Below are 22782 nucleotides of genomic sequence, written 5' to 3'. Positions count from 1 at the left end.
AGCTTATTTTACCGGTATGCTGAAGCTTACTTCTTCAGGAGGCAAACACTGTTTATCGTTACATACCATAAATTCTACTTTTCCCTTCACAGTAGTAGCACCTTTATTCAATTTGATTTTTTGCTGAAAGGTAACCCCGTTGCCAAAATAGCTAACGTTCATTTTAAAATTCTCATCGTAATAATTTATTGCCTTAGGCTCTGTAGTCTTTCCATTAAGTGCGTAATCACTTGATGGAGTAAAGGTAAAAGTTGTTTTACTCGGGCCCCCTGGTTTCAGATTTTGAGAATAAATATGCCAGCCATCTTCAATATTTGCCTTAATATAAAGTATTGCTTCTGTTTTACTTACTTTCTTAGCTGCGTAAGCCCATGTTACAGGTTTTTCAATTTGAGCTACCGCCCCTAGAACTGTAAATAAGACTAATGTTAATACCAAACTTATTCTTTTCATCTGTAATTGTTTTTTAATTTTTATGTCTCTTAATCCTTTAAAAATTCAACCTCTTTAAAGTTATATACTCTTTCCTTACCAGAGCTTAAAAGAACCAGTTGTCCTGCTTCAGTAATTCTGGTTATTGTAGCTTCAAAAACCTCGCCATTCTGTCTGTAAAAACCCAGTTTATTAAATCTGTACAGGTTTTCAAGGTACTCTTTCATCAGTCTATTGTAATTTCCTCCTTTCAATTGAAGGTACTGACTTTCAATATGACTGCAAATTTCAGCTAATAGCTCAATTAAATTAACATCGTGCTGTAAAATTTCATATAACGATGTTGCTACTTTGGTCTTCTCAATATCAAATTTTTGCTGGTTAACGTTCATTCCTATGCCAACAATGCTCGATTTAAAACTATTCCCAGACAAGCTATTTTCAATTAAAACGCCTCCTATTTTACTGTCATTATAGTAAATATCGTTAGGCCATTTTACCGTTATTCCGTCCTTTACAAAGCGGCCTAAAGCCTTGTTAATGCCGTTACTAACCGCTATATTTAGCATAAATTGCTTGTTTATGGGTAGAAATACCGGTTTTAGAAAGATGCTGAATGTCAGGTTTAATCCGGGCTCACTGTACCAGGTGTTTTCCTGTTGTCCTCTGCCCGCAAATTGGTTATCTGCCATAATAACAGTTCCTTCCGGTAATGGCTCGGATTTTGACACCATCATCTTCAAAAAGTTATTGGTAGAATCAACGGCTGATAATCTGATAAGATTTTGACCAACAAATAATGTTGAAAAAGTGTTATTTTGCAAGTGTTGATTGTATATTTGTTTATCAAAATTAAAACATTTTAATGGTAAAAAAGAAAATCGTAAACCTTTCTACATACCTCTCAGAAATAGCCGTACACGGCATACAGGAAAAAAAAGGCAATGATATTGTCCGCCTGGACCTAAGAGATCTTAACAGTTCCGTTTCTGACTATTTTATTATCTGCAGCGCTAATTCAGCCACTCAGGTTAAGGCAATTGCCGATAGCGTAGAAGAAGAAATCTATAAAAATACTCAAACTAATCCTTGGCGCAAAGAAGGACAAGATGCTGCCGAATGGATAATCCTGGATTATTTTGACGTTGTTGTCCACATATTTAAAACTGAAAAGCGAGACTTTTATGGGATAGAAGACCTGTGGGGCGATGCCCAGGCAACCTCCTATAAAAGCGCATAATCATTTACTTCCACATTTTTTGATATAACGATGAAAGAGAACCCGAATACAAAACCCAAACTAATAAAGAGAATTCCAAATATTCCGAAGAAGCCTCAAAAAGGTTCAAAATTCAATATTTTTTGGGTTTATGCAGCTATTATTTTAGGACTGATATTATTGCAGTTCCTATTCAATGCCGATACCAGCAAACCAATTACCTACCGCGTTTTTGAAAAAGAAATGCTTTTGCCGGGTGATGTACAAAAATTAGTAGCCTACAAGCACGAAGATCTTGTAAAAATTGAGGTATACATTAAAAAAGACAAGCTAAATCAGCCTAAGTACAAAGAGTACCAAAACAAAAGCAATTTTGGAACAAACACAGGCCCTATAGCTTATTTTACGGCCGGATCAATGGACGCGCTGGATACGCAATTAAAGGAATCTCAGAAAAACCTTCCTCCCGATCAGCAGATTTTAGCAGAAAAAGAAACCAGACAAAGTTCATTTAACTCGTGGTTCTTCACTGTAATTATCCCTGTTCTGTTGTTCATTGGCTTCTGGATCTTTATTATGCGCCGTATGGGCGGTGGTGCAGGTGGCGGTGGCGGTCAGATTTTCAATATCGGGAAATCTAAAGCAACCCTGTTCGATAAAGAGAGCCAGGTAAACGTAACATTTAATGATGTTGCCGGCCTCGAAGAAGCAAAACAAGAGGTAATGGAAATTGTAGATTTCCTTAAAAACCCTAAAAAATATACCAACCTGGGTGGTAAAATACCTAAGGGAGCGCTATTAGTAGGCTCTCCGGGAACTGGTAAAACATTATTGGCTAAAGCCGTTGCCGGCGAAGCGCAAGTTCCTTTCTTCTCACTTTCAGGTTCTGATTTCGTAGAAATGTTTGTGGGTGTTGGAGCATCACGTGTCCGTGATTTGTTTAAACAGGCTAAAGATAAAGCACCATGTATCATCTTTATTGACGAGGTTGATGCAATTGGTCGTGCCCGTGGTAAAAACAGCATGATGGGTGGTAACGATGAGCGTGAAAACACATTAAATCAGCTATTGGTTGAAATGGATGGTTTTGGTACCGATTCTGGTATCATTATCCTTGCTGCTACCAACAGACCTGACGTATTGGATACAGCCTTGTTAAGACCGGGAAGGTTTGACAGACAAATCTCTATTGACAAACCTGATTTGGTTGGTCGTGAGCAGATCTTCAAGGTTCACCTTACCCCTATTAAAACCTCTCAGGAAGTTGATGCTAAAAAACTTTCTGCTCAAACTCCAGGCTTTGCCGGAGCAGAAATCGCCAACGTTTGTAATGAGGCTGCACTTATCGCCGCCCGTCGCAACAAAGAAAGCGTTGACATGCAAGACTTCCAGGACGCAATTGACCGTGTTATTGGTGGTTTAGAGAAGAAAAACAAAATCATTTCACCAGAAGAAAAAAGAATCGTTGCTTATCACGAAGCTGGTCACGCAATTGCAGGATGGTTCCTGGAACATGCAGATCCACTTGTAAAGGTATCTATAGTTCCTCGTGGCGTTGCCGCATTAGGATATGCACAATACTTACCTAAAGAGCAGTTCCTGTATACTACAGAGCAATTAACTGACGGTATGTGTATGACAATGGGTGGTAGAGTAGCTGAAGACATTGTGTTCGGTAAAATCTCTACAGGAGCTCAAAATGACCTTGAAAGAATTACCAAGCTATCATACGCAATGGTTACCATCTATGGTATGAACAGCACTATTGGTAACGTGTCGTTCCACGATCCTCAAAATGAGTATAACTTTAATAAGCCGTACTCAGAGAAAACATCTGAAATGATTGACCACGAAGTACGTATCCTTATTTCACAGGTTTACGACAGAACAAAACAATTACTTACAGATAAAAGAGATGGCTTAGAAAAGCTTGCTCAGAAACTAATAGAAAAAGAGATTCTTTTCCAGGCAGATTTAGAAGAAATCTTAGGAAAACGTCCTTTTGATAACCGCACCACTTACGACGAGTTTGTAAACGGTACAGGTGATCAAAAACCTGCAGCAGAAGGCCTTTTACATGAAGGTGTTGGAGAAACTACAGATCCTTCAGCTTCTATTACGCCAACGAATACAGAGTCTTAATTACAATATTTATGGGGCAGCCATTTCGCAATAAACGAAATGGCTGCAAATCCCTTTTTTTATGCAAGAAAATATTTCCTCCAAAGAGTTAATGCTGAAAAAGATAAGGAAGGCGCTTCTTGAAAAAAGAGACAACCCTTATCCAAATTTAGAAGATACCCCACTGTACACAGAAAATACAGAGTATCCGGAGGTATTATTTGCAGAACAACTTACCGCCGTTTCGGGCAATTTCATCTACTGCGAAAACGGAATAGAATTTATTGAAAACATCCTTCAGCTTGCAGACCGCTTTAACTGGCGTAAAATATACTGCTGGGAGCCTGAATTACAAGAACTCTTAACAGAATACGAATTCCCTTTTTATAAAACAGACAAAGATTTTGACCTGGCCGAAGTTGGAATTACTTTGTGTGAAGCCCTTATTGCACGTAATGGTTCCGTAATGGTTTCCAACCAAAATGCAGCCGGTCGCAGACTTAGTATCTTCCCTCATCATCACATTGTTATTGCCAGAACAGGACAGCTTGTAATGGATCTTAAAGATGCTTTTAAGCTCATCAAAGACAAATACGGTAGTCAAATCCCATCAATGATCAGCACCATAACAGGACCAAGCAGAACAGCAGATATTGAAAAAACATTGGTTCTTGGAGCACACGGACCAAAAGAATTATTTGTATTTTTAATTGAAGATTTCTCTTAAAATTTTTATTTCTAATATAATAGTTCTATTTTTATACTGTATACCAAAACAGTCTGCGGTTCATAATGAGCAATAAAACAAACTTACACTCGGTTATTACAGGTACAGGTAGCTATATTCCCGAAAACATCATTTCTGGCGACTCTTTTTTAACCTCCACATTTTACGATAATGGAGTGGCTTTGGAAAAAGACATCAACGAAGTAATAAATAAATTTGCAGAGATCACAGAGATTCTTGAGAGACGCTATGTTGATGACAATATTGTAAATAGCGACATTGCAGCTATTGCTGCTCAACGCGCAATTGACGATGCCGGAATAGACAAAGAAACTTTAGATCATATCATATTCTGCCATAATTTCGGAGACGTAAAAAGCGGCAGCAATCGTATGGATATCCTTCCTTCCTTGGCCGCCAAGGTAAAGCAAACCCTGCATATCCTAAATCCCGATTGTGTTGCCTATGATATCATATTTGGTTGCCCGGGCTGGGTTCAAGGCGCCATACAAGCCAACTATCTCATTCAAAGTGGCGATGCAAAACGAGTAATGGTTATTGGTGCAGAAACGCTTTCCAGAATAACCGATCCTCATGACCGCGACAGCATGATCTTCTCTGATGGTGCAGCAGCTGTTATTTTTGAAGCTCAGGAATCTGAAAACCCATTAGGCATTGTTGCTCACAAAACACAAACCTATGCGGTCGATTATGGTTCGTTACTGGTAATGGGCAAAAGCAACAACCCGAGCGAGTGTAATGGCAACACCTATCTTAAAATGAATGGCCGCAAGCTCTATGAGTTTGCCGTTATAAACGTTCCTCAAGTAGTTAAAAAAGCTATAGACAAAGCAGAAATAGACATTAAAGATGTTAAAATTGTTTTCATACATCAGGCTAACGGGAAAATGGATACCGCCATTATGAAACGCTTATTTAAACTTTATGATTTGGATACGGTGCCGGAAAATCTAGTTCCTATGACCATTTCATGGTTAGGAAATAGCTCTGTAGCTACTATACCAACACTGCTGGATCTGGTTCTAAAAGAAAAGGTAGAAGGCTATAAAGTAAAGAAAGGTGATTACGCTGTATTTGCCTCTGTAGGGGCAGGCATGCACATCAATGCTTTTGTTTATCGTTTTTAAGCTATAGTTTTAGTCAGCATTTTTATCAATTCTTTTGATACCGGCCTTTGCCTGCGTCTCAATGCTGCTTTCATAATCGTGGTTTTTCATTTGAATGGCAACATTGAAAAAAGCTTTAGCCTTTGAGAAGTTTGCTTTCTTTTCGTAAATCTTACCAATCTGCAATGCAGAATTTGCTGCAAAATAGTACTTCAGGTTTTTTCCTTTATTAATGGCATTCTGATAGCTGGTAAGCGCTATATCGTACTTTCCAAGCTCATCATTTATACGCCCCAGACGATAATAGTATTCCGTTTTATCCCTGGCAGAGGCAAAACTATCCCCTTTGCTGTCTTTTAGCTCCTCCAGTGCTTTATTGTAATAGCCGCCATCAAACAACAGCCTTGCTTTTAAAAGCTCTTTATTTGGTATTGATTCGCCCGCTTCATTAAGCGCCTGCTTATCCTTTTCCTGATAAGTATAGCCTGCCGACTTAACCTTGTTCATAAACGCAGTATAAGCCTCCGTATCGCCTTTTAGTAGCGAGACCCAGCCTAAGTGCAGGTTTGCGTCTTTAATGTAATTAGCCCCTTTATTAAGCTGCAAAAAACGGACAAAGTTCTGTCCAGATGAATAGTCAAGTTTATTGAGCTTTGCAGAACCCAGCAAAAACTCCAGATAAGGAAAAGATTGATACTCCGCACCTGTTGGTCTGTTATTTAAAATACTGATGGCCTCATCATTGTGGCCGTTCTTTGAGCACACCAATGCCTGCAAATATGTTTTTAACAGACTACTCTCTGCAATTCTGGAGGTGTATTTCATTGTTTTGCTGTAGGCCGAAGGGCTATGTGCGATATCATTCAGCACAAATACGTAATAGAACACCACTTCTTCATAGAATGGCTCAAATTTAGATTTGGGCAGGCTTTCCGACAACTTATCGAGCATTGCTATTCCGCTTTGAAGATTCCCTTTTATACCGAACGTAGAAAGTGTGCTCTTCAAAATTCCATCTGGCAGGTTACCCAAAAAAGCATTGATCAGGCCTAGCCCTTTTGCGTTTAATGTAAATGCCGGAAATTTCTTGTTGTTATCCTGTAATAAGCCATTGGCCTTTTTAATTTCCCTTGCGGCAGTAAAGTATTCACCGTATCGCCCCCTAATTAAAGCCCATTGTAAGTTTATCTCGGCCTGCGCATATAAATAGTATGGTGATGACTTATCACCATCAGCGATTTGGTCTAACCGTGTAGATTTATTTTCTTTTAACTTGTCAAATTCCGTCTTGCTTTCCGTGGTAAGCAAATAAAAATAATCAACATAGTTTTCCAGTAAAGGAACCAACCCATTGTCAGGATGAATCTTCTTCTCAGCAGCAATCAGCTGTCTGGCGGTGCTCAGCTTAAGCTCAAATATGTTCTGGTAGGCTTTTAAGCAATTGGCATTAAAGTCGAAATTTGCATAAATAGCTGTTGGCGAAAGCAACAAAAAAACAATCAGCACACATTTATATACAGAACCGGAAATCATATTCATAACTAAGGCAAGGATTAACTAAATCTTAATGCTTTGCTGCAAGCAAAAATTCTTCCACAAAAAAGAAGGTGTATCATATGATAATGATACACCTTCTTTTTTTCTCTCGTCATTCTGAATTTATTTCAGAATCTAGCAGGGGCTATTCAAAAACATACTCAAGAGGGATTCTGAAATAAATTCAGAATGACGGCACGTGTTATGCCGGTAACTCTTCCTGAGTAAGTGCCTCATCAACTAAAATCCTTCCACAATGCTCGCAAACAATGATTTTCTTGCGTTGACGGATATCTAATTGACGCTGAGGAGGAATCTGGTTAAAACAACCTGAACATGAATCACGGTCGATAGTAACAACAGCAAGGCCGTTATTAGCATTTCCTCTTAATCTCTTATATGCAGTTAAAAGTCTGTCTTCAATTTGAGTTTCAGCTTTTTCAGCTTTTTTACTTAACGACTGCTCTTCTTTTTCAGTTTCAGCAGTAATTGTTTGCAACTCTCCTTTTTTGATATCAAGATCTTTTCTTCTCGACTCTAAATCAGCAAGTGCTTTTTCGTAAACTTCAGTTTTTTGAGTGATATCAAAACCAAACTCTCTGATCTTTTTCTCGCAAACCTGAATCTCAAGCGTCTGGATCTCAACCTCCTTAGTTAAAGCATCATATTCACGATTGTTTTTAACATCTTTTAATTGGGTCTCGTATTTTTTGATCAGGCCTTGAGCTTCCTTAATCATATTTTTACGCGTTACAATGGCGTCTTCAGTATCATCCAATTCACTTTTGAATTTTTGTATACGTGTTTCCAGTCCTTCAACCTCATCTTCAAGGTCAGCCACTTCCATTGGCAATTCACCACGTATCTGACGTATTTTATCGATCTTAGTATGAAGAGTTTGTAATTCGTATAAAGCTTTTAGCTTTTGCTCTACAGTTTGTTCCATTAAATGAAATAATTTATGGGGTTTGTGTTATGCTCCGTTAAACGGATTGCAAAGTTAGGAAATTTTTCTTGAATAATATCTATCAACAAATTAGATGTAAATTGTTCACTTTCAAAGTGTCCGATATCAGCGATAACCAATTTTTCATCGGCATCAAAAAACTCATGATATTTAAAATCTGCGGTTACAAAAGCGTCGGCACCGGCTGCAATGGCATCTTTAAGCAAAAAACTTCCCGATCCACCACAAACAGCCACCTTTTTAATCCTTTTAGGCAGCAATTTAGTATGTCTTATTACCTCGGCATCCATTCTGTCTTTAACTAAATGAAGAAAGTCTTTTCCGTCCATTTCGTGTTCCAGCCAGCCAACCATTCCGGCACCTACAGTATCCAATCTATTTCCCAAAGGATAAATATCATAGGCAACCTCCTCATAAGGATGGTTTTCAAACAAGGCCAGAAGCACTTTTCTCTCATCCTGAACCAAAAAAACCGTTTCTATCCTTACTTCTGACTCATGGTGCCGAACACCCTTCTCGCCAACAAAGGCATTAGTGTCTTCTCCGGCCCTAAATGTTCCTGTGCCTTCTGCATTAAAGCTACATTCACTGTAATTACCAATACCGCCAGCGCCTGCCTCAAACAAAGCTGATCGTACTGCAGCAGCCTGAGCAGTCGGACAAAATGTCACCAATTTTTTTAATAACGATGTTTTCGGACTTAAAATCTTAATATTTTTTAGCCCCAACCGCTGACTGATCACCCCGTTAACACCATATTTTACATGGTCTAGGTTTGTATGAATAGCATAAAGCGCAATATTATGCCTTATCGCTTTTAGTACAACCCGTTCAACATAGTTTTTCCCGGTAAGCTTTTTGAGCCCCTTAAAAACGATAGGATGATGGGTGATGATCAAATTACAGTTCTGAGCAATGGCCTCATCTACAATGGCCTCCGTGCAATCGAGGGCAACAAGCGCCCCGTGTATTTCCTGATCAGCATTTCCGATAAGTAATCCAGAATTATCATAATCTTCCTGATAATTCAATGGAGCAAATTCTTCCAGATGCTTTATTAAAATCGCTAACCTCATAGGCTGTAAATTTACAATATGCACAACAAAATTTCACTTTAAAATAAAAAGAGATTGCACACGCTGTACAATCTCTTTTTATTTTAAAGTGTACTATTCTATTGAATATTCCCCATTTTAACCATCTGTAAACTTTCAAACACCATACGCTGATTGTATTCAAAAGCAAGGGTCTTATGGTTTATTAAATCGATAATCGTTCCTATAAAACATAACCCAACTGTAAAGAAATACAGCACTCCCATACCAATCTGGTTTACCAGAAACCTTGGTAATCCTGGTACAAAGAAGCCTAAAATGCAATACAGCACCATATCGTCCGGATTTCTTCTTTTACTTCCGTAAATCATTAAAAACCCTCTCAACTGTTGTTCACTAAATCCTGTAGTTGCAGTTTGCAAGTACGAATATTCCTGAGGTGTGATACCCGGCAATGACATAAATGGTGAATCAAACATATCCTTCCTCCTTATATTTTAAAATTTTATTCCTTTTAACACTTAATTTTATCAGCACAACAATCCTGTATACAATAATCAGCAGGGCAGGTATTCCAAACCAATGGAGCTTAATGCTCTCTGCAATATTACCATGAAACAGCTGCGTTAAAGCTCTTCCAATTCCACATCCCGGGCACCAATCTATCCCCATGTTTGCTAGCGGACAAAGGGTAAAGTGATGTTCATGGCCATGTAACTGTGGTTGCGCTAATCCCAGCAATACTAAAGCCGTTATCCAAAAAATGAGTTCTAATGGTATGCGGCTCAGCATTTTCATGTTATCCTCTTTTTATTTTAGATTGATTAATAGAGACTTTGTTACATCTAAAGCTAATCATAAATCTTACATTTGCATTGTGAACATCCGCGACCTGATTAATCGATACAAAACAGATGAACGCATTGTAGCATTGGCAAAAGCCCTTAATGCGGGCAAAGGTAATAAACTTCAGCTAAAAGGACTAGTTGGTTCTGCCGATGCAACAATTGCAACAGCTATTTATTTTCTGCTCCATAAACCAATTTTATTTGTGTTACCGGATAGGGAAGAGGCATCTTATTTTCTTGCAGATCTGGAAAGTATTCTGGATAAAGAAGTACTTTTATTTCCTTCTTCATTCCGCAAAGCTTTTGAATTTACACAGGTTGACACCGCAAATGTACTGGCCAGGGCCGAAGTATTAAACGAACTAAACCACCATTCTGAATACGGCAAAATAGTAGTTACATACCCCGAGGCCCTTGCAGAAAAGGTAATAAACCGTTCTCTTCTCGAAAAAAACACCCTCGAAATTAGTCTGGGCGCTAAACTAGGCATCGATTTCATAAATGAGTTCCTGATAGACTACGATTTTAACCGTACCGATTTCGTTTACGAACCCGGTCAGTTTTCAATCCGTGGCGGCATAGTAGATATTTTTTCTTTCTCACATGACCTGCCTTATCGTATAGAATTTTTTGGTGATGAAATTGAAAGCATCCGCACATTCGAAATAGAAAGTCAACTCTCTGTAGAAGATGTAAAAACCTTCACCATCATCCCAAATGTTCAATCAAAATACCTTACAGAAAGCAACATCAGCTTGCTCGACTATATAGAAAAAGACACCCAGCTTTGGTTTAGAGATGTAGAATTTACCCTCGACATTGTTAAATCCGGCTACAAAAAGGCTGTTGAGCTTTGGAAAGCTTTGCCGGTTAAAGAAAAAGCGGAAAATCAAGACTGGATTGACCCTAAATTTGCCTTTACCGACGAAAAAATGATGGCCGACATGCTGCAGGATTTTCTTCTGGTAGAATTTGGAAAACAATTTTTTTACAAAACAGATCAGGTTTTTCAGTTCGAAACCAAGCCACAGCCATCCTTTAATAAAGACTTTAACCTGCTTATTCACAACATCAAAGAAAATGAAAAGCAAGGCATCCATAACTTCATTTTTAGCTCCTCAACCAAGCAAACCGAACGTTTATACGCCATATTAGACGATATAGATAAAACGGCAAAGTTTACCCCGGTAAACATCCCTTTAAGAGAAGGATTTGTTGACGCGCAACAACATGTGGCCTTTTATACTGACCATCAAATTTTTGATCGTTTTTACAAATACAAGCTCAAAAGAGGCTATCAGCGCAGTCAGGCCATAACTTTAAAAGAACTCAGAGATTTAAAGCCAGGCGATTTTGTGACCCATATAGACCATGGAATAGGTAAATATGCCGGCCTGGAAAAGGTAGAAGTAAACGGAAAAACACAGGAAATGATTCGACTGGTATATGCCGACAACGACCTGCTTTACGTAAACATCAACTCCCTAAACCGCATTGCAAAATACAGCGGAAAAGATGGTACTGCCCCTAAAATGAACAAGCTGGGAACCGAGGCATGGGACAAGCTTAAAAAGACCACTAAAAAAAAAGTTAAAGATATAGCCCGCGACCTGATAAAGCTATACGCCTTAAGAAAATCGCAGGTTGGTACTGCATTCGATCCAGATGGCTACCTGGAAACAGAACTGGAAGCATCTTTCATTTACGAAGATACCCCTGATCAGGAAAAGGCGACAAACGATGTTAAAAAAGACATGGAAGCCCCGCATCCAATGGATAGGCTTGTGTGTGGCGATGTAGGCTTTGGTAAAACAGAGATCGCTATACGTGCGGCCTTTAAAGCCGTTGCAAACGGCAAACAGGCAGCAGTATTGGTGCCTACCACCATTTTGGCCTTACAACACTTTAAAACCTTCTCGGGTCGTTTAAAAGGCTTCCCTTGCAATGTCGACTACATTAACCGTTTTAAAACCAATAAACAGATAAAAGATACGCTTGCAGCTGTTGTTGATGGCAAAGTAGATATCATTATTGGTACCCACCGTTTATTGAGCAAGGATGTAAAATTCAAAGATCTGGGCATCATGATCATCGATGAAGAACAGAAGTTCGGTGTAGCATCGAAAGAAAAACTGAAGGCTTTGAGGGTGAATGTAGATACCCTAACCCTTACCGCCACACCAATTCCGCGTACACTCCATTTTTCGTTAATGGGAGCGAGAGATCTTTCCATCATGAGCACTCCGCCACCAAACAGGCAAGCTGTAAATACAGAATTACACGTTTTTAACGATAAACTGATTCAGGAAGCCGTTCAATTTGAACTTGATCGTGGCGGACAGGTATTCTTTATCCATAACCGCGTAAACGACCTTCCGCAATTGGGCGGTTTAATACAACGCCTGGTTCCAAAAGCACGCATAGGTATTGCCCACGGGCAGCTTGATGGCGACGCGCTTGAGGATGTAATGCTTGATTTTATAAATGGCGAAAAGGATGTATTGGTTGCCACAACAATTATTGAGGCAGGTTTGGATATTCCAAACGCAAACACCATCATCATTAACCATGCACATATGTTTGGGCTAAGCGACCTGCACCAGATGCGTGGCAGGGTAGGTAGGTCCAACAAAAAAGCTTTCTGTTACCTGCTAAGTCCTCCACTTTCTACCTTAACTTCTGAGGCCCGCAAAAGACTTAGTGCCATCGAAGAGTTTTCAGACCTCGGGAGCGGCTTTAACATCGCAATGAGGGATTTGGACATCCGCGGCAGCGGAAACCTGTTAGGAGCGGAGCAAAGTGGCTTTATTGCCGAAATAGGTTTCGAAATGTATCACAAAATACTTGATGAAGCCATACAGGAGCTCAAAGCAGATGAGTTTAAAGGCCTGTTTAAAGATGAGCCGGAACGCCCTTTTGTTACCTTTACACAGATAGATACCGATTTGGAATTATACATTCCAGACGATTATGTAACCAACATTACCGAGCGGTATAATCTATACACCGAGTTGTCTAAAATAGAGAACGAAACCCAGTTAAAAGCATTTGAGCTGAGTTTAAAAGATCGGTTTGGTCCGGTTCCAAAGCCAGTTAAAACCATGCTGAATGTATTGAGATTGCAATGGGTGGCCAAAAAACTGGCTTTTGAAAAAATAACCTTCAAAAAAGGCACTTTACGCGGTTATTTCATAACAGACAAACAATCTTCGTTTTTTGATTCAACAATGTTCAATAAAATATTGCACTTTGCACAAATCCACCCCCGGCTATGTAATTTAAAAGAAGTTAAAGACAGCTTAAGGATTGCCTTTGATAACCTTAACACAGTTGATGAAGCAGTAGAAATGCTCGAAATGGTGGTTAATTAATTTAAAGCGAAATGAATCCGCAAATACTGAAAGATCTGGTTACCATGCAAATGCCATTTGGCAAATATAAAGGACGTATTATATGCGATCTGCCGGAATCTTACCTGATCTGGTTTCATAAAGAAGGTTTTCCTCCCGGGAAACTTGGCGAAATGATTGCAACACTTTATGAGATTAAACTTAACGGCCTGGAGTATTTGCTTCAACCGCTAAAGAACCCCAATCGTTAGTCTCATTTCTCTCCAAAATTCTTGTTTTTTAGCCTATTTTTTTATTTATCGTTATAGTGTTGTAGGGCTCTTGTTTAAGTACAAAATCTTCAAAGTCCATGTTGAGTCCATGTCTACTCCATGTCTAGTCCATGTTTTACCAGAAAAACACGGTGTTAATATGAACTTAACATGCATTCATTATTGATTTTGGTAAAGCAACAATCCAGCCGTTTTCAGACCTGATATTAACCCGGTATTTTTTTAAAATTAATGGAGCAAAAGGTACAAATAGGTATACACCACAGGGGCGGCAATCAAGAGGCCATCAAACCTATCTAAAAGGCCACCGTGTCCCGGTAAGAAAGTACCTGAATCCTTTACATTAAGGCTTCGTTTCAGCATTGATTCTACAAGATCTCCAAGTGTGCCAAAGCTTGCTATTAAAAGTGCCATTCCGGCCCAAACCCAGCTGCTTATTTCTGTAAATTGTAAAGATATAAGGTAAGATGCGAGCACGCTGGTAAACATTCCTCCAAAGAAACCCTCCCATGATTTTTTTGGCGAATGACGCTCAAAAAGTCGTGTTTTACCGAATTTCATTCCAAACAGGTAAGCGCCTGTATCATTGGCCCATAGCATCAGTAAAAAGGACAATGGTAAATGAAAGCTATATTCAGCACTGCTGGCCAAAAAACCAAGTGAATAAAAGAAACAAAATGGGGTTGTTACATATACAAACCCCACAAAAGTATAGGATATATTGGCAAAGGGTATTTTATCTTTTTTATAGAGTTCGCTGATGAATACCGAAAATAAAAGTGGTACTAAAAGCAACAGGTACTTGGTTTCAAATTGCAGATAATGGTATCCTGCGGTCATTAAAAATACTAGTGTGGCAGCAAAAAGTGCAATATTTCGGTGTGGTCTTATTCCTGCTGTTTTGATCAGTTTAAAGAATTCAAATAGCGCAGCAAGACTTAAAAGCAGGTAAAAAAAGGTAAAGGTATAGCCACCTAAAAAGATGGATCCCAACATCACTATGGTAAAAAAGAACGCAGTTATTGCTCTGGTTTTCATTAAATATTGTTTTCTAAAATGTATTCCTTCGCTTTTTCGGAGTCATCTGGATGTACAAGGACTGTTAAGATGCCAAAAGTTTTGTAAGATGAATCTTGTTTGTTTAATACTACAGCATCGATATCAATTGCCTCTAATCCTTGTTTAAGAATCTCAGCCTTAAATTGATCTTCTGTTTCATAAACCTTAATCCAATTGCTGCTCATAAGTTTTTGATGTTTTATTTTTAAAAAATTGGAATACAAAAATCGTTAAAATGAAACTGATCAGGTATCCATACCAGACAAAATGACTTGTGTTGTCTGCTTCAGACAAAGGTATATTGTTTTTTTGCATATACCATGCTACACATACTGCATAAGCATTATTTAAAAAATGGGCTAACATTGAGTACCATAAATTACCACTCCAATAATAGATATATCCGAAGCCGGCACCCAATAAGAAACGTGGTAAAAAGCCATAAAACTGTAAATGTATAGCACTGAAAAGGAAGGCTGAAGTCCAAATTGCGACATGCGGGTTTTTAAAAATTCTTAAGAATGAGCGCTGTACAGCCCCTCTAAACATCAATTCCTCTGCTATGCCTGGTAATAATGCAATTAACAAAAGATTAACTACAAGCTCGCTGATGTGCTTCATTTTTAATAGGAGCAGGGTGGTTTGCATGGCCTGGTCTTCTTTTTCTCTCATCCAGGTTTCGATCCATTTCAAGTAATCGGGAAGTACCATTTTTTGATTAATCATGGCCGTCCACTCCATAACGGGCATAGAAACTATCATAATTAATAAAACGATGAGCAAAAGGTTCGGTTCTGGCTTTTTAAACCCGTAGAATACCTTAATTTTCCTTCTTTCTGTTAAGGCCAGGAATAATGGCGGGGCCAAAAACATTCCGACAGAAGTAGCGGCCAGCAAAATTTGTAATGCAGGACGATATTTCTCTTCAGCACCAGAAAGTATTGCAGGATCGGTAAGCGATCCTAGTCCATATATGGCAACTATAATTATGAGCGCAATAATAGAAAAAGCAAAAAGGCCTGCTATTATGTATCCAATGAGCATAAGTAGCTGCGTATAAGGACTATTTTCGTCTCGTTGCTTTTCTATGAAATTCATTATTTTGATTATTTGTACCTTTGCACTTTGAAATTTGCATTGAAGATAGAAAAATGTCTGTAAAGATAGGAAATATTGACCTGGGAGAGTTCCCTTTATTGCTTGCACCGATGGAAGATGTGAGCGATCCTCCTTTTCGTTTTGTTTGTAAACAAAGCGGGGTAGATATGATGTATACCGAATTTATTTCGTCGGAAGGATTAATAAGGGATGCTGCAAAAAGCAGGGCTAAACTTGATATTTTTGAATATGAGCGCCCTATTGGCATACAGATATTTGGAAGTGAGATTGATCATATGAGAGAGGCTACCGAAATTGCTACGCTGGCCAATCCTGATCTGATGGATATCAATTACGGCTGCCCCGTTAAGAACGTTGCTTGCAGGGGCGCGGGTGCTAGTTTGCTGCAGGATATTGACAAAATGGTTAAGATGACCGAGGCTGTTGTAAAAGCTACACATTTGCCTGTAACGGTTAAAACCAGACTTGGATGGGACGATAATACCAAGAATGTAGAAGAAGTTGCAGAAAGATTACAAGATATTGGTATCCAAGCGTTAACAATTCATGGAAGAACCAGAGCTCAGCTGTATAAAGGCGAGGCAGACTGGACACTGATAAGAGAGATTAAACGTAATCCACGCATAAAAATTCCAATTTTTGGTAACGGTGATGTAGATAGCATACAAAAAGCGGCAGACTGGAGACTGGAATACGAGATTGACGGCATCATGATTGGCAGGGCTGCTATTGGATATCCATGGATATTCAGGGAAATAAGACACTTTTTTAACACAGGCGAAATTTTAGCCGGACCAAGTGTTGAAGAGCGTGTAACAGTATGCAGAACGCATTTTGAGAAATCAATTGCATGGAAAGGACCTAAAGTTGGTGTATTCGAAATGAGACGCCATTATGCAAACTACTTTAAAGGTTTGCCAGACTTTAAACCTTATAGAATGTTACTTGTCAAAGAGGATAACATAGAAACAATACATAGTATCCTGGACGAAGTGGCAGATAAGTATCATAACATTCTCCCGGTTGGGGAAATGGCGTGATTTTTGAAAAACATTTAAAAAATAAAATTGTAATGGTTACAGCAATAACAGATGGTGTTAAAATTTCGGTAGAAACCGTGTATCAGGATGAATATTCTAATCCAGCAAATGATCACTATGTATTTGCCTACCGCATCAATATAGAAAACCTTTCAGATTACGCTATACAGCTTAAAAGACGTCAATGGTTCATTTTTGATTCCAGCGGTGTTCAAAGAGAAGTAGAAGGCGAAGGAGTTATTGGTTTACAGCCTGTAATTGAACCTGGAGAAAGCCATTCTTACGTATCTGGTTGTAACTTAACAACTGATATGGGTACCATGAACGGCAGCTATTTAATGAGCCGTCTGTTTGACGATACTGAATTTACAGTTGATATTCCTAAATTTAGCTTAATAGCTTCTTACAGATTAAACTAACCTTTTTGCCTTCCAAATAATATGGAAAGGTAATAGATAAGATTAGTCATGGCACCTAACGCGGCTACAACATAAGTCATGGCCGCCCACCAAAGTGCATCTTTAGCCTGTGTATTTTCTTCTGCTGTATACAGTATCTCTTTATTGTTTTTTAGCCATATAAGCGCTCTTCTGCTGGCATCAAACTCTACCGGTAGGGTAATTATACTAAAAATAGTTATTAGTGTTAATCCAACTACTCCAATTGTTAAAACAACAGGGTTAAAAGTAAATGCAATTAATAAAACGCCCAGAATTAATACCCATTGTAAAAGGTTTGAAGTTAGGCTTACCAAAGGCACCATATTGGTTCTAAGGTTTAACCAGCTATATGATTTAGCCTGTTGTAAGGCATGCCCGCACTCATGAGCAGCTACTGCTGCTGCTGCAACACTCCGCCCATAATAGACATCTGTACTTAAATTAACTGTTTTATCTGAAGGATTATAATGATCTGATAATTGTCCATCGGTACTCATCACCCTTACATCAAATATCCCATTGTCGTGCAGCATTTTCTCTGCAACCTCTTTTCCCGAAAATCCCGAATTCAAGTGCATTTCAGCATATTTTGAAAACTTATTTCTAAATCTCCATTGTACAAACATGCTTAATATTAGAACCGGGATTATTAAAATCAAATAAATTCCCATTTTTTTAGTTTTGCAATCTCATTAGGTTTTAATCAAAAAGCGTTCCCAATTTATCTGATAATCAAAAAATAACATAATTTTATATTATGTCGGCATTGATTTCTTATTGGGAAAAACAGCACTTTTTTAATTATGATATTATTATCATAGGAAGCGGAATTGTGGGTTTGAACGCTGCAATTAGTTTAAAAAAAGAAATACCACATTTAAGTATAGCTGTATTAGAAAGGGGGTTCTTACCCTCGGGGGCGAGCACAAAGAATGCTGGCTTTGCTTGTTTCGGCAGTATTTCTGAATTAATAGAACAGGAGAAAATTATAGGAACCGACGGTTTATACAATTTAATTGATAAACGCTGGAATGGCCTCCTAAAGCTCAGAAAGCTATTGGGAGACAGTTCAATATCTTATGAAAATTATGGCGGTTATGAATTATTTAAGCCGTTAGAAAATGAATTATCTTCATTGTGTGTCTCCAAAATTGGCCATTATAACCATATTTTGAAGGAAATATCGGGCAAGCAGGAGGTTTTTAAAACTGCAGCAAGTAAAATTTCTGAGTTTGGTTTTAAAGATGTGAGCATCCTTTTAGAAAATAGTTTGGAGGCACAAATAGATACCGGGAAAATGATGCAGTGTTTGCTTAATAAAGCAGCATCACAAGGGATAAGTATTTTTAATTCCTGTACAGTCACTGCGCTAAAAGAAGAAGGCGATGAACAAGTCATTTTAACCCCAGACGGAAATTTTAGATGTAAAAAGGTATTGATCTGTACGAATGCATTTGTAAAGGAGCTATTGCCTTCTTTAGATGTAATTCCCGGACGTGGTCAGGTGATCATTACAAAACCAATAAAGAACTTAAAAATAAAGGGTACTTTTCATTACGATAAAGGGTATTATTATTTTAGAAATATAGATGGCAGGCTTCTTTTAGGAGGCGGAAGAAACCTTGATTTTAAAGCTGAGGAAACCACTGAATTTGGAACCACCGAGTTGGTACAGAATGCGCTAATAAAATTGTTATCGGATGTAATTTTACCTGAAACACCTTTTGAAATAGAGCAAACCTGGAGCGGAATTATGGCATTTGGGTCTACTATAAATCCTATAATTAAAGAAGTAAAACCCAATGTTTTCTGTGCTGTTAGGTGTAATGGAATGGGAATTGCAATGGGCACTCAAACCGGAGAAGATGCCGCCCGGCTTGTTATAGATTCACTATAACCTAATCAATAAAATACTATTTATTTTTGCAATTTAAAGTTATTATGGTCACATTTGATAACAATATTAGTATGGAAATAGCAGGAATAGTTTTATTAGTTATCATTTTAGCCTCACTTATTTTTTTATTGTTTAAGAAACCGGCGGCTAATCAAAATCATATTGCTCTTTTGGAGTTAAAGGAATTGGAACATCAAAAATCGATGAATTGGTTAAAGGATGAAAAATTGAAACTGGAAGATGAATTGAATGATCTTCGCCTCAATTATATGAATGAGCGCAGTAAGGTAATAAAAGCTGAAGAATCGCTAATTGCACAACGTGAAAGGCAGATTGAGCAGGATAAATATATTGCGGAACTACAACAAAGATTTAAGTTGGAATTTGAAAATATAGCCAATAAAGTGCTCGAAGAAAAGACAGCAAGGTTTACAGAACAAAACAAGACTAATCTTGATATTATTCTAAATCCATTTAAAGAAAATATTAAAGCTTTTGAAGAAAAGGTTGATAAGGTTTATAAATCTGAATCAGACGAAAGAAATATTTTGAAAGGTGTGATCTCCCAATTAATGGATCAGACCAAGCAAATTCAGGAAGATGCAAATAACTTAACCAGGGCCCTTAAAGGCGACAATAAAAAACAAGGAAACTGGGGAGAAGTAATTCTGGAACGTGTTTTGGAAAGATCTGGGCTGGTAAAGGATAGGGAATATAGAATACAGACCAGTTTGAACTCATCTGACGGGGGTAGAATGCAACCGGATGTTATTATTGACCTTCCAGATGATAAACATATAATAATTGATTCTAAGGTATCTTTATTGGCTTATGAACGATTGGTTAGTTCGGATACTGATGATGATAAAGATTTGTATTTAAAACAACACCTTGCTTCTATAAAAACTCATATACAAGGTTTATCTGCCAAGAACTACCATGATCTTTATCAGATCAATTCACCCGATTTTGTATTGTTATTTATACCCATTGAATCTTCTTTTGGCATTGCGGTACAACAGGATGCCGAGCTTTTTAATTATGCCTGGGACAGAAAAGTAGTTATTGTAAGTCCTTCTACTTTATTGGCTACTTTAAGAACCATCGCAAGTATTTGGAAACAGGAAAGACAAAATAGAAACGTACTTGAAATTGCCCGTTTAAGTGGCAATATGTATGATAAATTTGTTGGCTTTTTAACTGATATGGAGGGAATAGGAAAGAACATTAAGCAAAGCCAGGATGCTTATGATAAAGCTTTAAATAAGCTCTCTACCGGTGCCGGAAACCTTTCCAATACTTCAGAGAAAATTAAGAAATTAGGTGCCAAAGCTACTAAGCAGATTGACACCAAATTTCTGGATTCTACCTTACCTGATGAGGAAGATAGTTTATAATTTAAATGCATTCCACCCTTGTGCCTTTAATTCATGCACAACATTGGACTTAGATATCATTTTACATCCCGAATTTTTATCAGTGATGTGACCAATAATGGTGATATCAACATCATTTTTTAGTTTAGGATAGTCTTCCTGTTTAATTGTAAATAGCAATTCATAGTCTTCGCCACCACTTAAAGCACATACCGTCGGGTCTAAACCAAGTTCCCGTGCAGTTTCGTAAGTCATTGGATCTATTGGAATCTTCTCTTCGTAAAGGTTACATCCTTTTTCAGATTGCTGACAAATGTGTAATATTTCAGAAGCCAATCCATCTGATACATCAATCATTGAGGTCGGTTTTATTTCCATTTGTGCCAGAAGATCAACTATATCTCTTCTTCCTTCAGGTTTTAACTGACGTTCAATAATGTAATCTTTACCCTCTAAATCTGGCTGGATATTAGGATTTTCAAGGAAAATAAGCTTTTCTCTTTCTAATATTTGCATCCCAACATAAGCACCGCCTAAATCTCCGGAAACACATAAGAGATCACCTTCACCAGCTCCATTTCTATAAACAACATCATTTTTTTCAGCATAGCCAATACTGGTTACACTAATTACCAATCCTTGTTTACTTGCTGAGGTATCTCCTCCAATAAGATCGATGTTAAATTTATTACAGGCGAGTTCAATTCCTTTGTAAATTTCTTCAACTGCTTCTAAAGTAAATTTGCTCGATAAACCGATAGAAACGGTTACCTGAGTTGCAATACCATTCATTGCATAAATATCGCTTAGGTTTACTTGAACTGCTTTGTAACCTAAATGAATTAGCGGTACGTAAGCAAGATCAAAATGAATTCCTTCAAGCAGCAGATCTGTAGAAATCAGCACTTCTTTGTTGTTAAAATTTAATACTGCTGCATCATCACCTATGCCTTTTATACTGCTTTCATGTCTTATTTTAAAAGTATCTGTTAAATGCTTTATCAGCCCAAATTCTCCCAACTCTGAAATATCAGTTCTTTCCTTATTCTCAAACATTATCTTATTTCTTTAAACTACTGTTTTATATTGAATTAACATAGTTACCAACATTCTTTTTTATGCGATTCGTCATCTCTCCTATCGTCGAGATGACGGGCAACAATGACGATTAACCAATCTAATTTTGGCTACTACAACCCCAAACTTGCAGATATCTCAAGCATTCTTTCAATTGGTTTTCTTGCTCTTACAATGATATCTTCAGGTACTGTTACCTCTGGAGATCCATTTTTTAAACACAAATACAGTTTTTCTAACGTGTTTCTTTTCATATACGGGCATTCATTACATGCGCAACTGTTATTTGGCGGTGCAGGAATAAAGGTTTTTCCGGGATTAGCCTTCTCCATTTGATGAATAATGCCACTTTCCGTTGCTACAATGAACTCCTGAGCGTCGTTATTTATGGAATATTTTAACAATCCTGTTGTTGAACCAATGTAATCGGCCATTTTTAATACAGCTTCTTCGCATTCAGGATGCGCAATAAACTTTGCATTAGGGTGGCGCTCTTTAAGTTTTGTTATTTTTTCTCTGGAGAATATTTCGTGCACCATACATGCTCCATTCCACAGTACCAGGTCTCTACCGGTTTTCTTTGCTACCCATGCACCAAGATTTTTATCTGGTCCGAAGATAATTTTCTGATCTTTTGGTAAACTTTCAACAATTTGAACAGCATTTGTGGAGGTACATACGATATCACTCAGTGCCTTCAGCTCTGCTGTGCAGTTTACATACGTTATGACCAGGTGATCAGGATATTTTTCTTTAAATTTTTTAAATAAATGTGGTGGGCAACTATCTGCTAATGAGCATCCAGCCTTTACATCTGGTAACAAAACAGTTTTATTGGGAGAAAGAATTTTAGCTGTTTCTGCCATAAAATGCACTCCGGCAAAAACAATGATATCTGCCTCAGTCTTAGCAGCTTCCTGAGAAAGCCCTAAGCTATCTCCAATATAATCTGCTATATCCTGAATATCAGGGTCTTGGTAATAATGAGCTAATATTATCGCATTCTTTTCCCTTTTTAATTTTTCAATTTCCTCAAAAAGGTCAAGTGTGGGATCGATCTTTTCATCTACAAAACCTTTTCTGTTAATTTCCTCTAAGGTGTCCATTTTAATGAGTTGAT

23 protein-coding genes are annotated in these 22782 nt (G+C 37.9%); 10 read left to right on the top strand and 13 right to left on the bottom strand.

Annotation, left to right across the window (positions count from 1 at the left end):
- Positions 1-3 precede the first annotated feature (3 nt).
- Positions 4-453, bottom strand: coding sequence for a protein-disulfide reductase DsbD N-terminal domain-containing protein (locus tag HQN86_RS18460; RefSeq protein ID WP_172662358.1), 450 nt, complete (start codon positions 451-453; stop codon positions 4-6).
- Positions 454-482: 29 nt separating this feature from the next.
- A complete protein-coding gene (locus HQN86_RS18455) occupies positions 483-1256 on the bottom strand; it encodes a biotin--[acetyl-CoA-carboxylase] ligase (RefSeq protein WP_172662357.1) in 774 nt (257 codons plus the stop codon).
- A 41-nt stretch (positions 1257-1297) separates the two neighbouring features.
- Between HQN86_RS18455 and rsfS the strand changes: the two genes are divergently transcribed.
- The 4 genes from rsfS (at position 1298) to HQN86_RS18435 (ending at position 5647) form a co-directional block, all read left to right on the top strand.
- Entirely contained in the window at positions 1298-1672 is a 375-nt protein-coding gene (rsfS, locus tag HQN86_RS18450; RefSeq protein ID WP_048908120.1) for a ribosome silencing factor, read from the top strand.
- Positions 1673-1702: 30 nt separating this feature from the next.
- The gene (gene ftsH / locus HQN86_RS18445) at positions 1703-3793 is read left to right on the top strand and encodes an ATP-dependent zinc metalloprotease FtsH (RefSeq protein WP_172662356.1); all 2091 of its coding nucleotides are present in this window, start codon (positions 1703-1705) and stop codon (positions 3791-3793) included.
- A gap of 61 nt (positions 3794-3854) precedes the next feature.
- Positions 3855-4499 (top strand): LutC/YkgG family protein, encoded by a 645-nt coding sequence (locus HQN86_RS18440; protein ID WP_048908122.1) that lies wholly within the window; start codon positions 3855-3857, stop codon positions 4497-4499.
- 65 nt (positions 4500-4564) lie between these two features.
- On the top strand, positions 4565-5647 hold the full coding sequence (locus tag HQN86_RS18435) for a 3-oxoacyl-ACP synthase III family protein (protein WP_172662355.1): 1083 nt from the start codon (positions 4565-4567) through the stop codon (positions 5645-5647).
- Between the two features lie 9 nt (positions 5648-5656).
- Here the strand turns inward: HQN86_RS18435 and HQN86_RS18430 are convergent, their stop codons facing one another.
- The 5 genes from HQN86_RS18430 to HQN86_RS18410 form a co-directional block, all read right to left on the bottom strand.
- Positions 5657-7165: a tetratricopeptide repeat protein gene (locus HQN86_RS18430; RefSeq protein ID WP_246269687.1), complete on the bottom strand. Its 1509-nt coding sequence runs from the start codon at positions 7163-7165 to the stop codon at positions 5657-5659.
- A 199-nt stretch (positions 7166-7364) separates the two neighbouring features.
- Positions 7365-8108, bottom strand: a complete 744-nt coding sequence (locus HQN86_RS18425) for a zinc ribbon domain-containing protein (RefSeq protein ID WP_048908124.1) — start codon at positions 8106-8108, stop codon at positions 7365-7367.
- The gene (locus HQN86_RS18420; RefSeq protein WP_172662354.1) at positions 8108-9205 is read right to left on the bottom strand and encodes a Nif3-like dinuclear metal center hexameric protein; all 1098 of its coding nucleotides are present in this window, start codon (positions 9203-9205) and stop codon (positions 8108-8110) included. Before HQN86_RS18420 ends, HQN86_RS18425 begins: the two co-directional genes overlap by 1 nt.
- A 98-nt stretch (positions 9206-9303) precedes the next feature.
- Entirely contained in the window at positions 9304-9663 is a 360-nt protein-coding gene (locus HQN86_RS18415; protein WP_172662353.1) for a TM2 domain-containing protein, read from the bottom strand.
- Positions 9656-9982 carry a DUF2752 domain-containing protein gene (locus HQN86_RS18410; RefSeq protein WP_172662352.1) on the bottom strand — a complete coding sequence of 109 codons (327 nt, stop codon included), beginning with the start codon at positions 9980-9982 and terminating at the stop codon, positions 9656-9658. Before HQN86_RS18410 ends, HQN86_RS18415 begins: the two co-directional genes overlap by 8 nt.
- A 79-nt stretch (positions 9983-10061) precedes the next feature.
- Here HQN86_RS18410 and mfd point away from each other — a divergent pair, with 79 nt between their 5' ends.
- Both mfd and HQN86_RS18400 read left to right on the top strand, forming a co-directional pair.
- Positions 10062-13403, top strand: a complete 3342-nt coding sequence (gene mfd, locus HQN86_RS18405) for a transcription-repair coupling factor (RefSeq protein ID WP_172662351.1) — start codon at positions 10062-10064, stop codon at positions 13401-13403.
- 11 nt (positions 13404-13414) lie between these two features.
- On the top strand, positions 13415-13633 hold the full coding sequence (locus HQN86_RS18400; RefSeq protein ID WP_048908127.1) for a DUF3820 family protein: 219 nt from the start codon (positions 13415-13417) through the stop codon (positions 13631-13633).
- A gap of 249 nt (positions 13634-13882) precedes the next feature.
- On the opposite strand, the gene HQN86_RS18395 is transcribed toward HQN86_RS18400, so the two are convergent.
- From HQN86_RS18395 to HQN86_RS18385, 3 genes are read right to left on the bottom strand one after another with little or no spacing between them, the layout of a single operon-like run.
- Positions 13883-14692, bottom strand: coding sequence for a phosphatidate cytidylyltransferase (locus HQN86_RS18395; protein ID WP_172662350.1), 810 nt, complete (start codon positions 14690-14692; stop codon positions 13883-13885).
- Positions 14692-14898, bottom strand: a complete 207-nt coding sequence (locus HQN86_RS18390) for a putative signal transducing protein (RefSeq protein WP_172662349.1) — start codon at positions 14896-14898, stop codon at positions 14692-14694. Before HQN86_RS18390 ends, HQN86_RS18395 begins: the two co-directional genes overlap by 1 nt.
- On the bottom strand, positions 14879-15811 hold the full coding sequence (locus HQN86_RS18385) for a CPBP family intramembrane glutamic endopeptidase (protein WP_172662348.1): 933 nt from the start codon (positions 15809-15811) through the stop codon (positions 14879-14881). The genes HQN86_RS18390 and HQN86_RS18385 overlap by 20 nt, the downstream gene beginning before the upstream one ends.
- Positions 15812-15864: 53 nt before the next feature.
- Here HQN86_RS18385 and dusB point away from each other — a divergent pair, with 53 nt between their 5' ends.
- Positions 15865-16872, top strand: a complete 1008-nt coding sequence (dusB, locus tag HQN86_RS18380) for a tRNA dihydrouridine synthase DusB (RefSeq protein WP_172662347.1) — start codon at positions 15865-15867, stop codon at positions 16870-16872.
- A gap of 32 nt (positions 16873-16904) precedes the next feature.
- Positions 16905-17291: a Co2+/Mg2+ efflux protein ApaG gene (gene apaG, locus HQN86_RS18375; RefSeq protein ID WP_048908132.1), complete on the top strand. Its 387-nt coding sequence runs from the start codon at positions 16905-16907 to the stop codon at positions 17289-17291.
- Here apaG and HQN86_RS18370 read toward each other — a convergent pair.
- Complete coding sequence (locus tag HQN86_RS18370; RefSeq protein ID WP_172662346.1) at positions 17288-17983, bottom strand: zinc metallopeptidase; 696 nt, start codon at positions 17981-17983, stop codon at positions 17288-17290. The genes apaG and HQN86_RS18370 overlap by 4 nt on opposite strands.
- 86 nt (positions 17984-18069) lie before the next feature.
- Between HQN86_RS18370 and HQN86_RS18365 the strand changes: the two genes are divergently transcribed.
- Both HQN86_RS18365 and HQN86_RS18360 read left to right on the top strand, forming a co-directional pair.
- The gene (locus HQN86_RS18365) at positions 18070-19209 is read left to right on the top strand and encodes an NAD(P)/FAD-dependent oxidoreductase (RefSeq protein WP_172662345.1); all 1140 of its coding nucleotides are present in this window, start codon (positions 18070-18072) and stop codon (positions 19207-19209) included.
- Between the two features lie 71 nt (positions 19210-19280).
- The gene (locus tag HQN86_RS18360; protein WP_172662344.1) at positions 19281-20606 is read left to right on the top strand and encodes a DNA recombination protein RmuC; all 1326 of its coding nucleotides are present in this window, start codon (positions 19281-19283) and stop codon (positions 20604-20606) included.
- Here the strand turns inward: HQN86_RS18360 and thiL are convergent.
- Both thiL and nadA read right to left on the bottom strand, forming a co-directional pair.
- Positions 20601-21641, bottom strand: coding sequence for a thiamine-phosphate kinase (thiL, locus tag HQN86_RS18355; RefSeq protein ID WP_172662343.1), 1041 nt, complete (start codon positions 21639-21641; stop codon positions 20601-20603). The two genes, HQN86_RS18360 and thiL, sit on opposite strands and share 6 nt — an antisense overlap.
- 134 nt (positions 21642-21775) lie before the next feature.
- A complete protein-coding gene (nadA, locus tag HQN86_RS18350) occupies positions 21776-22768 on the bottom strand; it encodes a quinolinate synthase NadA (protein ID WP_172662342.1) in 993 nt (330 codons plus the stop codon).
- Positions 22769-22782 lie beyond the last annotated feature (14 nt).

Source organism: Pedobacter panaciterrae (genome assembly GCF_013204795.1).
GTDB classification, from domain to species: domain Bacteria; phylum Bacteroidota; class Bacteroidia; order Sphingobacteriales; family Sphingobacteriaceae; genus Pedobacter; species Pedobacter panaciterrae.
This window is presented reverse-complemented; position numbering and strand designations above follow the sequence as displayed.

What these genes read in the sequence shown, in the direction of transcription:
- HQN86_RS18460 (WP_172662358.1), bottom strand. Translation starts at nt 453, where the DNA reads ATGAAAAGAATAAGTTTGGTATTAACATTAGTCTTATTTACAGTTCTA.
- rsfS (WP_048908120.1), top strand. Translation starts at nt 1,298, where the DNA reads ATGGTAAAAAAGAAAATCGTAAACCTTTCTACATACCTCTCAGAAATA.
- ftsH (WP_172662356.1), top strand. Translation starts at nt 1,703, where the DNA reads ATGAAAGAGAACCCGAATACAAAACCCAAACTAATAAAGAGAATTCCA.
- HQN86_RS18440 (WP_048908122.1), top strand. Translation starts at nt 3,855, where the DNA reads ATGCAAGAAAATATTTCCTCCAAAGAGTTAATGCTGAAAAAGATAAGG.
- HQN86_RS18435 (WP_172662355.1), top strand. Translation starts at nt 4,565, where the DNA reads ATGAGCAATAAAACAAACTTACACTCGGTTATTACAGGTACAGGTAGC.
- HQN86_RS18430 (WP_246269687.1), bottom strand. Translation starts at nt 7,165, where the DNA reads ATGAATATGATTTCCGGTTCTGTATATAAATGTGTGCTGATTGTTTTT.
- HQN86_RS18425 (WP_048908124.1), bottom strand. Translation starts at nt 8,108, where the DNA reads ATGGAACAAACTGTAGAGCAAAAGCTAAAAGCTTTATACGAATTACAA.
- HQN86_RS18420 (WP_172662354.1), bottom strand. Translation starts at nt 9,205, where the DNA reads ATGAGGTTAGCGATTTTAATAAAGCATCTGGAAGAATTTGCTCCATTG.
- HQN86_RS18415 (WP_172662353.1), bottom strand. Translation starts at nt 9,663, where the DNA reads ATGTTTGATTCACCATTTATGTCATTGCCGGGTATCACACCTCAGGAA.
- HQN86_RS18410 (WP_172662352.1), bottom strand. Translation starts at nt 9,982, where the DNA reads ATGAAAATGCTGAGCCGCATACCATTAGAACTCATTTTTTGGATAACG.
- HQN86_RS18400 (WP_048908127.1), top strand. Translation starts at nt 13,415, where the DNA reads ATGAATCCGCAAATACTGAAAGATCTGGTTACCATGCAAATGCCATTT.
- HQN86_RS18395 (WP_172662350.1), bottom strand. Translation starts at nt 14,692, where the DNA reads ATGAAAACCAGAGCAATAACTGCGTTCTTTTTTACCATAGTGATGTTG.
- HQN86_RS18390 (WP_172662349.1), bottom strand. Translation starts at nt 14,898, where the DNA reads ATGAGCAGCAATTGGATTAAGGTTTATGAAACAGAAGATCAATTTAAG.
- HQN86_RS18385 (WP_172662348.1), bottom strand. Translation starts at nt 15,811, where the DNA reads ATGAATTTCATAGAAAAGCAACGAGACGAAAATAGTCCTTATACGCAG.
- dusB (WP_172662347.1), top strand. Translation starts at nt 15,865, where the DNA reads ATGTCTGTAAAGATAGGAAATATTGACCTGGGAGAGTTCCCTTTATTG.
- apaG (WP_048908132.1), top strand. Translation starts at nt 16,905, where the DNA reads ATGGTTACAGCAATAACAGATGGTGTTAAAATTTCGGTAGAAACCGTG.
- HQN86_RS18370 (WP_172662346.1), bottom strand. Translation starts at nt 17,983, where the DNA reads ATGGGAATTTATTTGATTTTAATAATCCCGGTTCTAATATTAAGCATG.
- HQN86_RS18365 (WP_172662345.1), top strand. Translation starts at nt 18,070, where the DNA reads ATGTCGGCATTGATTTCTTATTGGGAAAAACAGCACTTTTTTAATTAT.
- HQN86_RS18360 (WP_172662344.1), top strand. Translation starts at nt 19,281, where the DNA reads ATGGAAATAGCAGGAATAGTTTTATTAGTTATCATTTTAGCCTCACTT.
- thiL (WP_172662343.1), bottom strand. Translation starts at nt 21,641, where the DNA reads ATGTTTGAGAATAAGGAAAGAACTGATATTTCAGAGTTGGGAGAATTT.
- nadA (WP_172662342.1), bottom strand. Translation starts at nt 22,768, where the DNA reads ATGGACACCTTAGAGGAAATTAACAGAAAAGGTTTTGTAGATGAAAAG.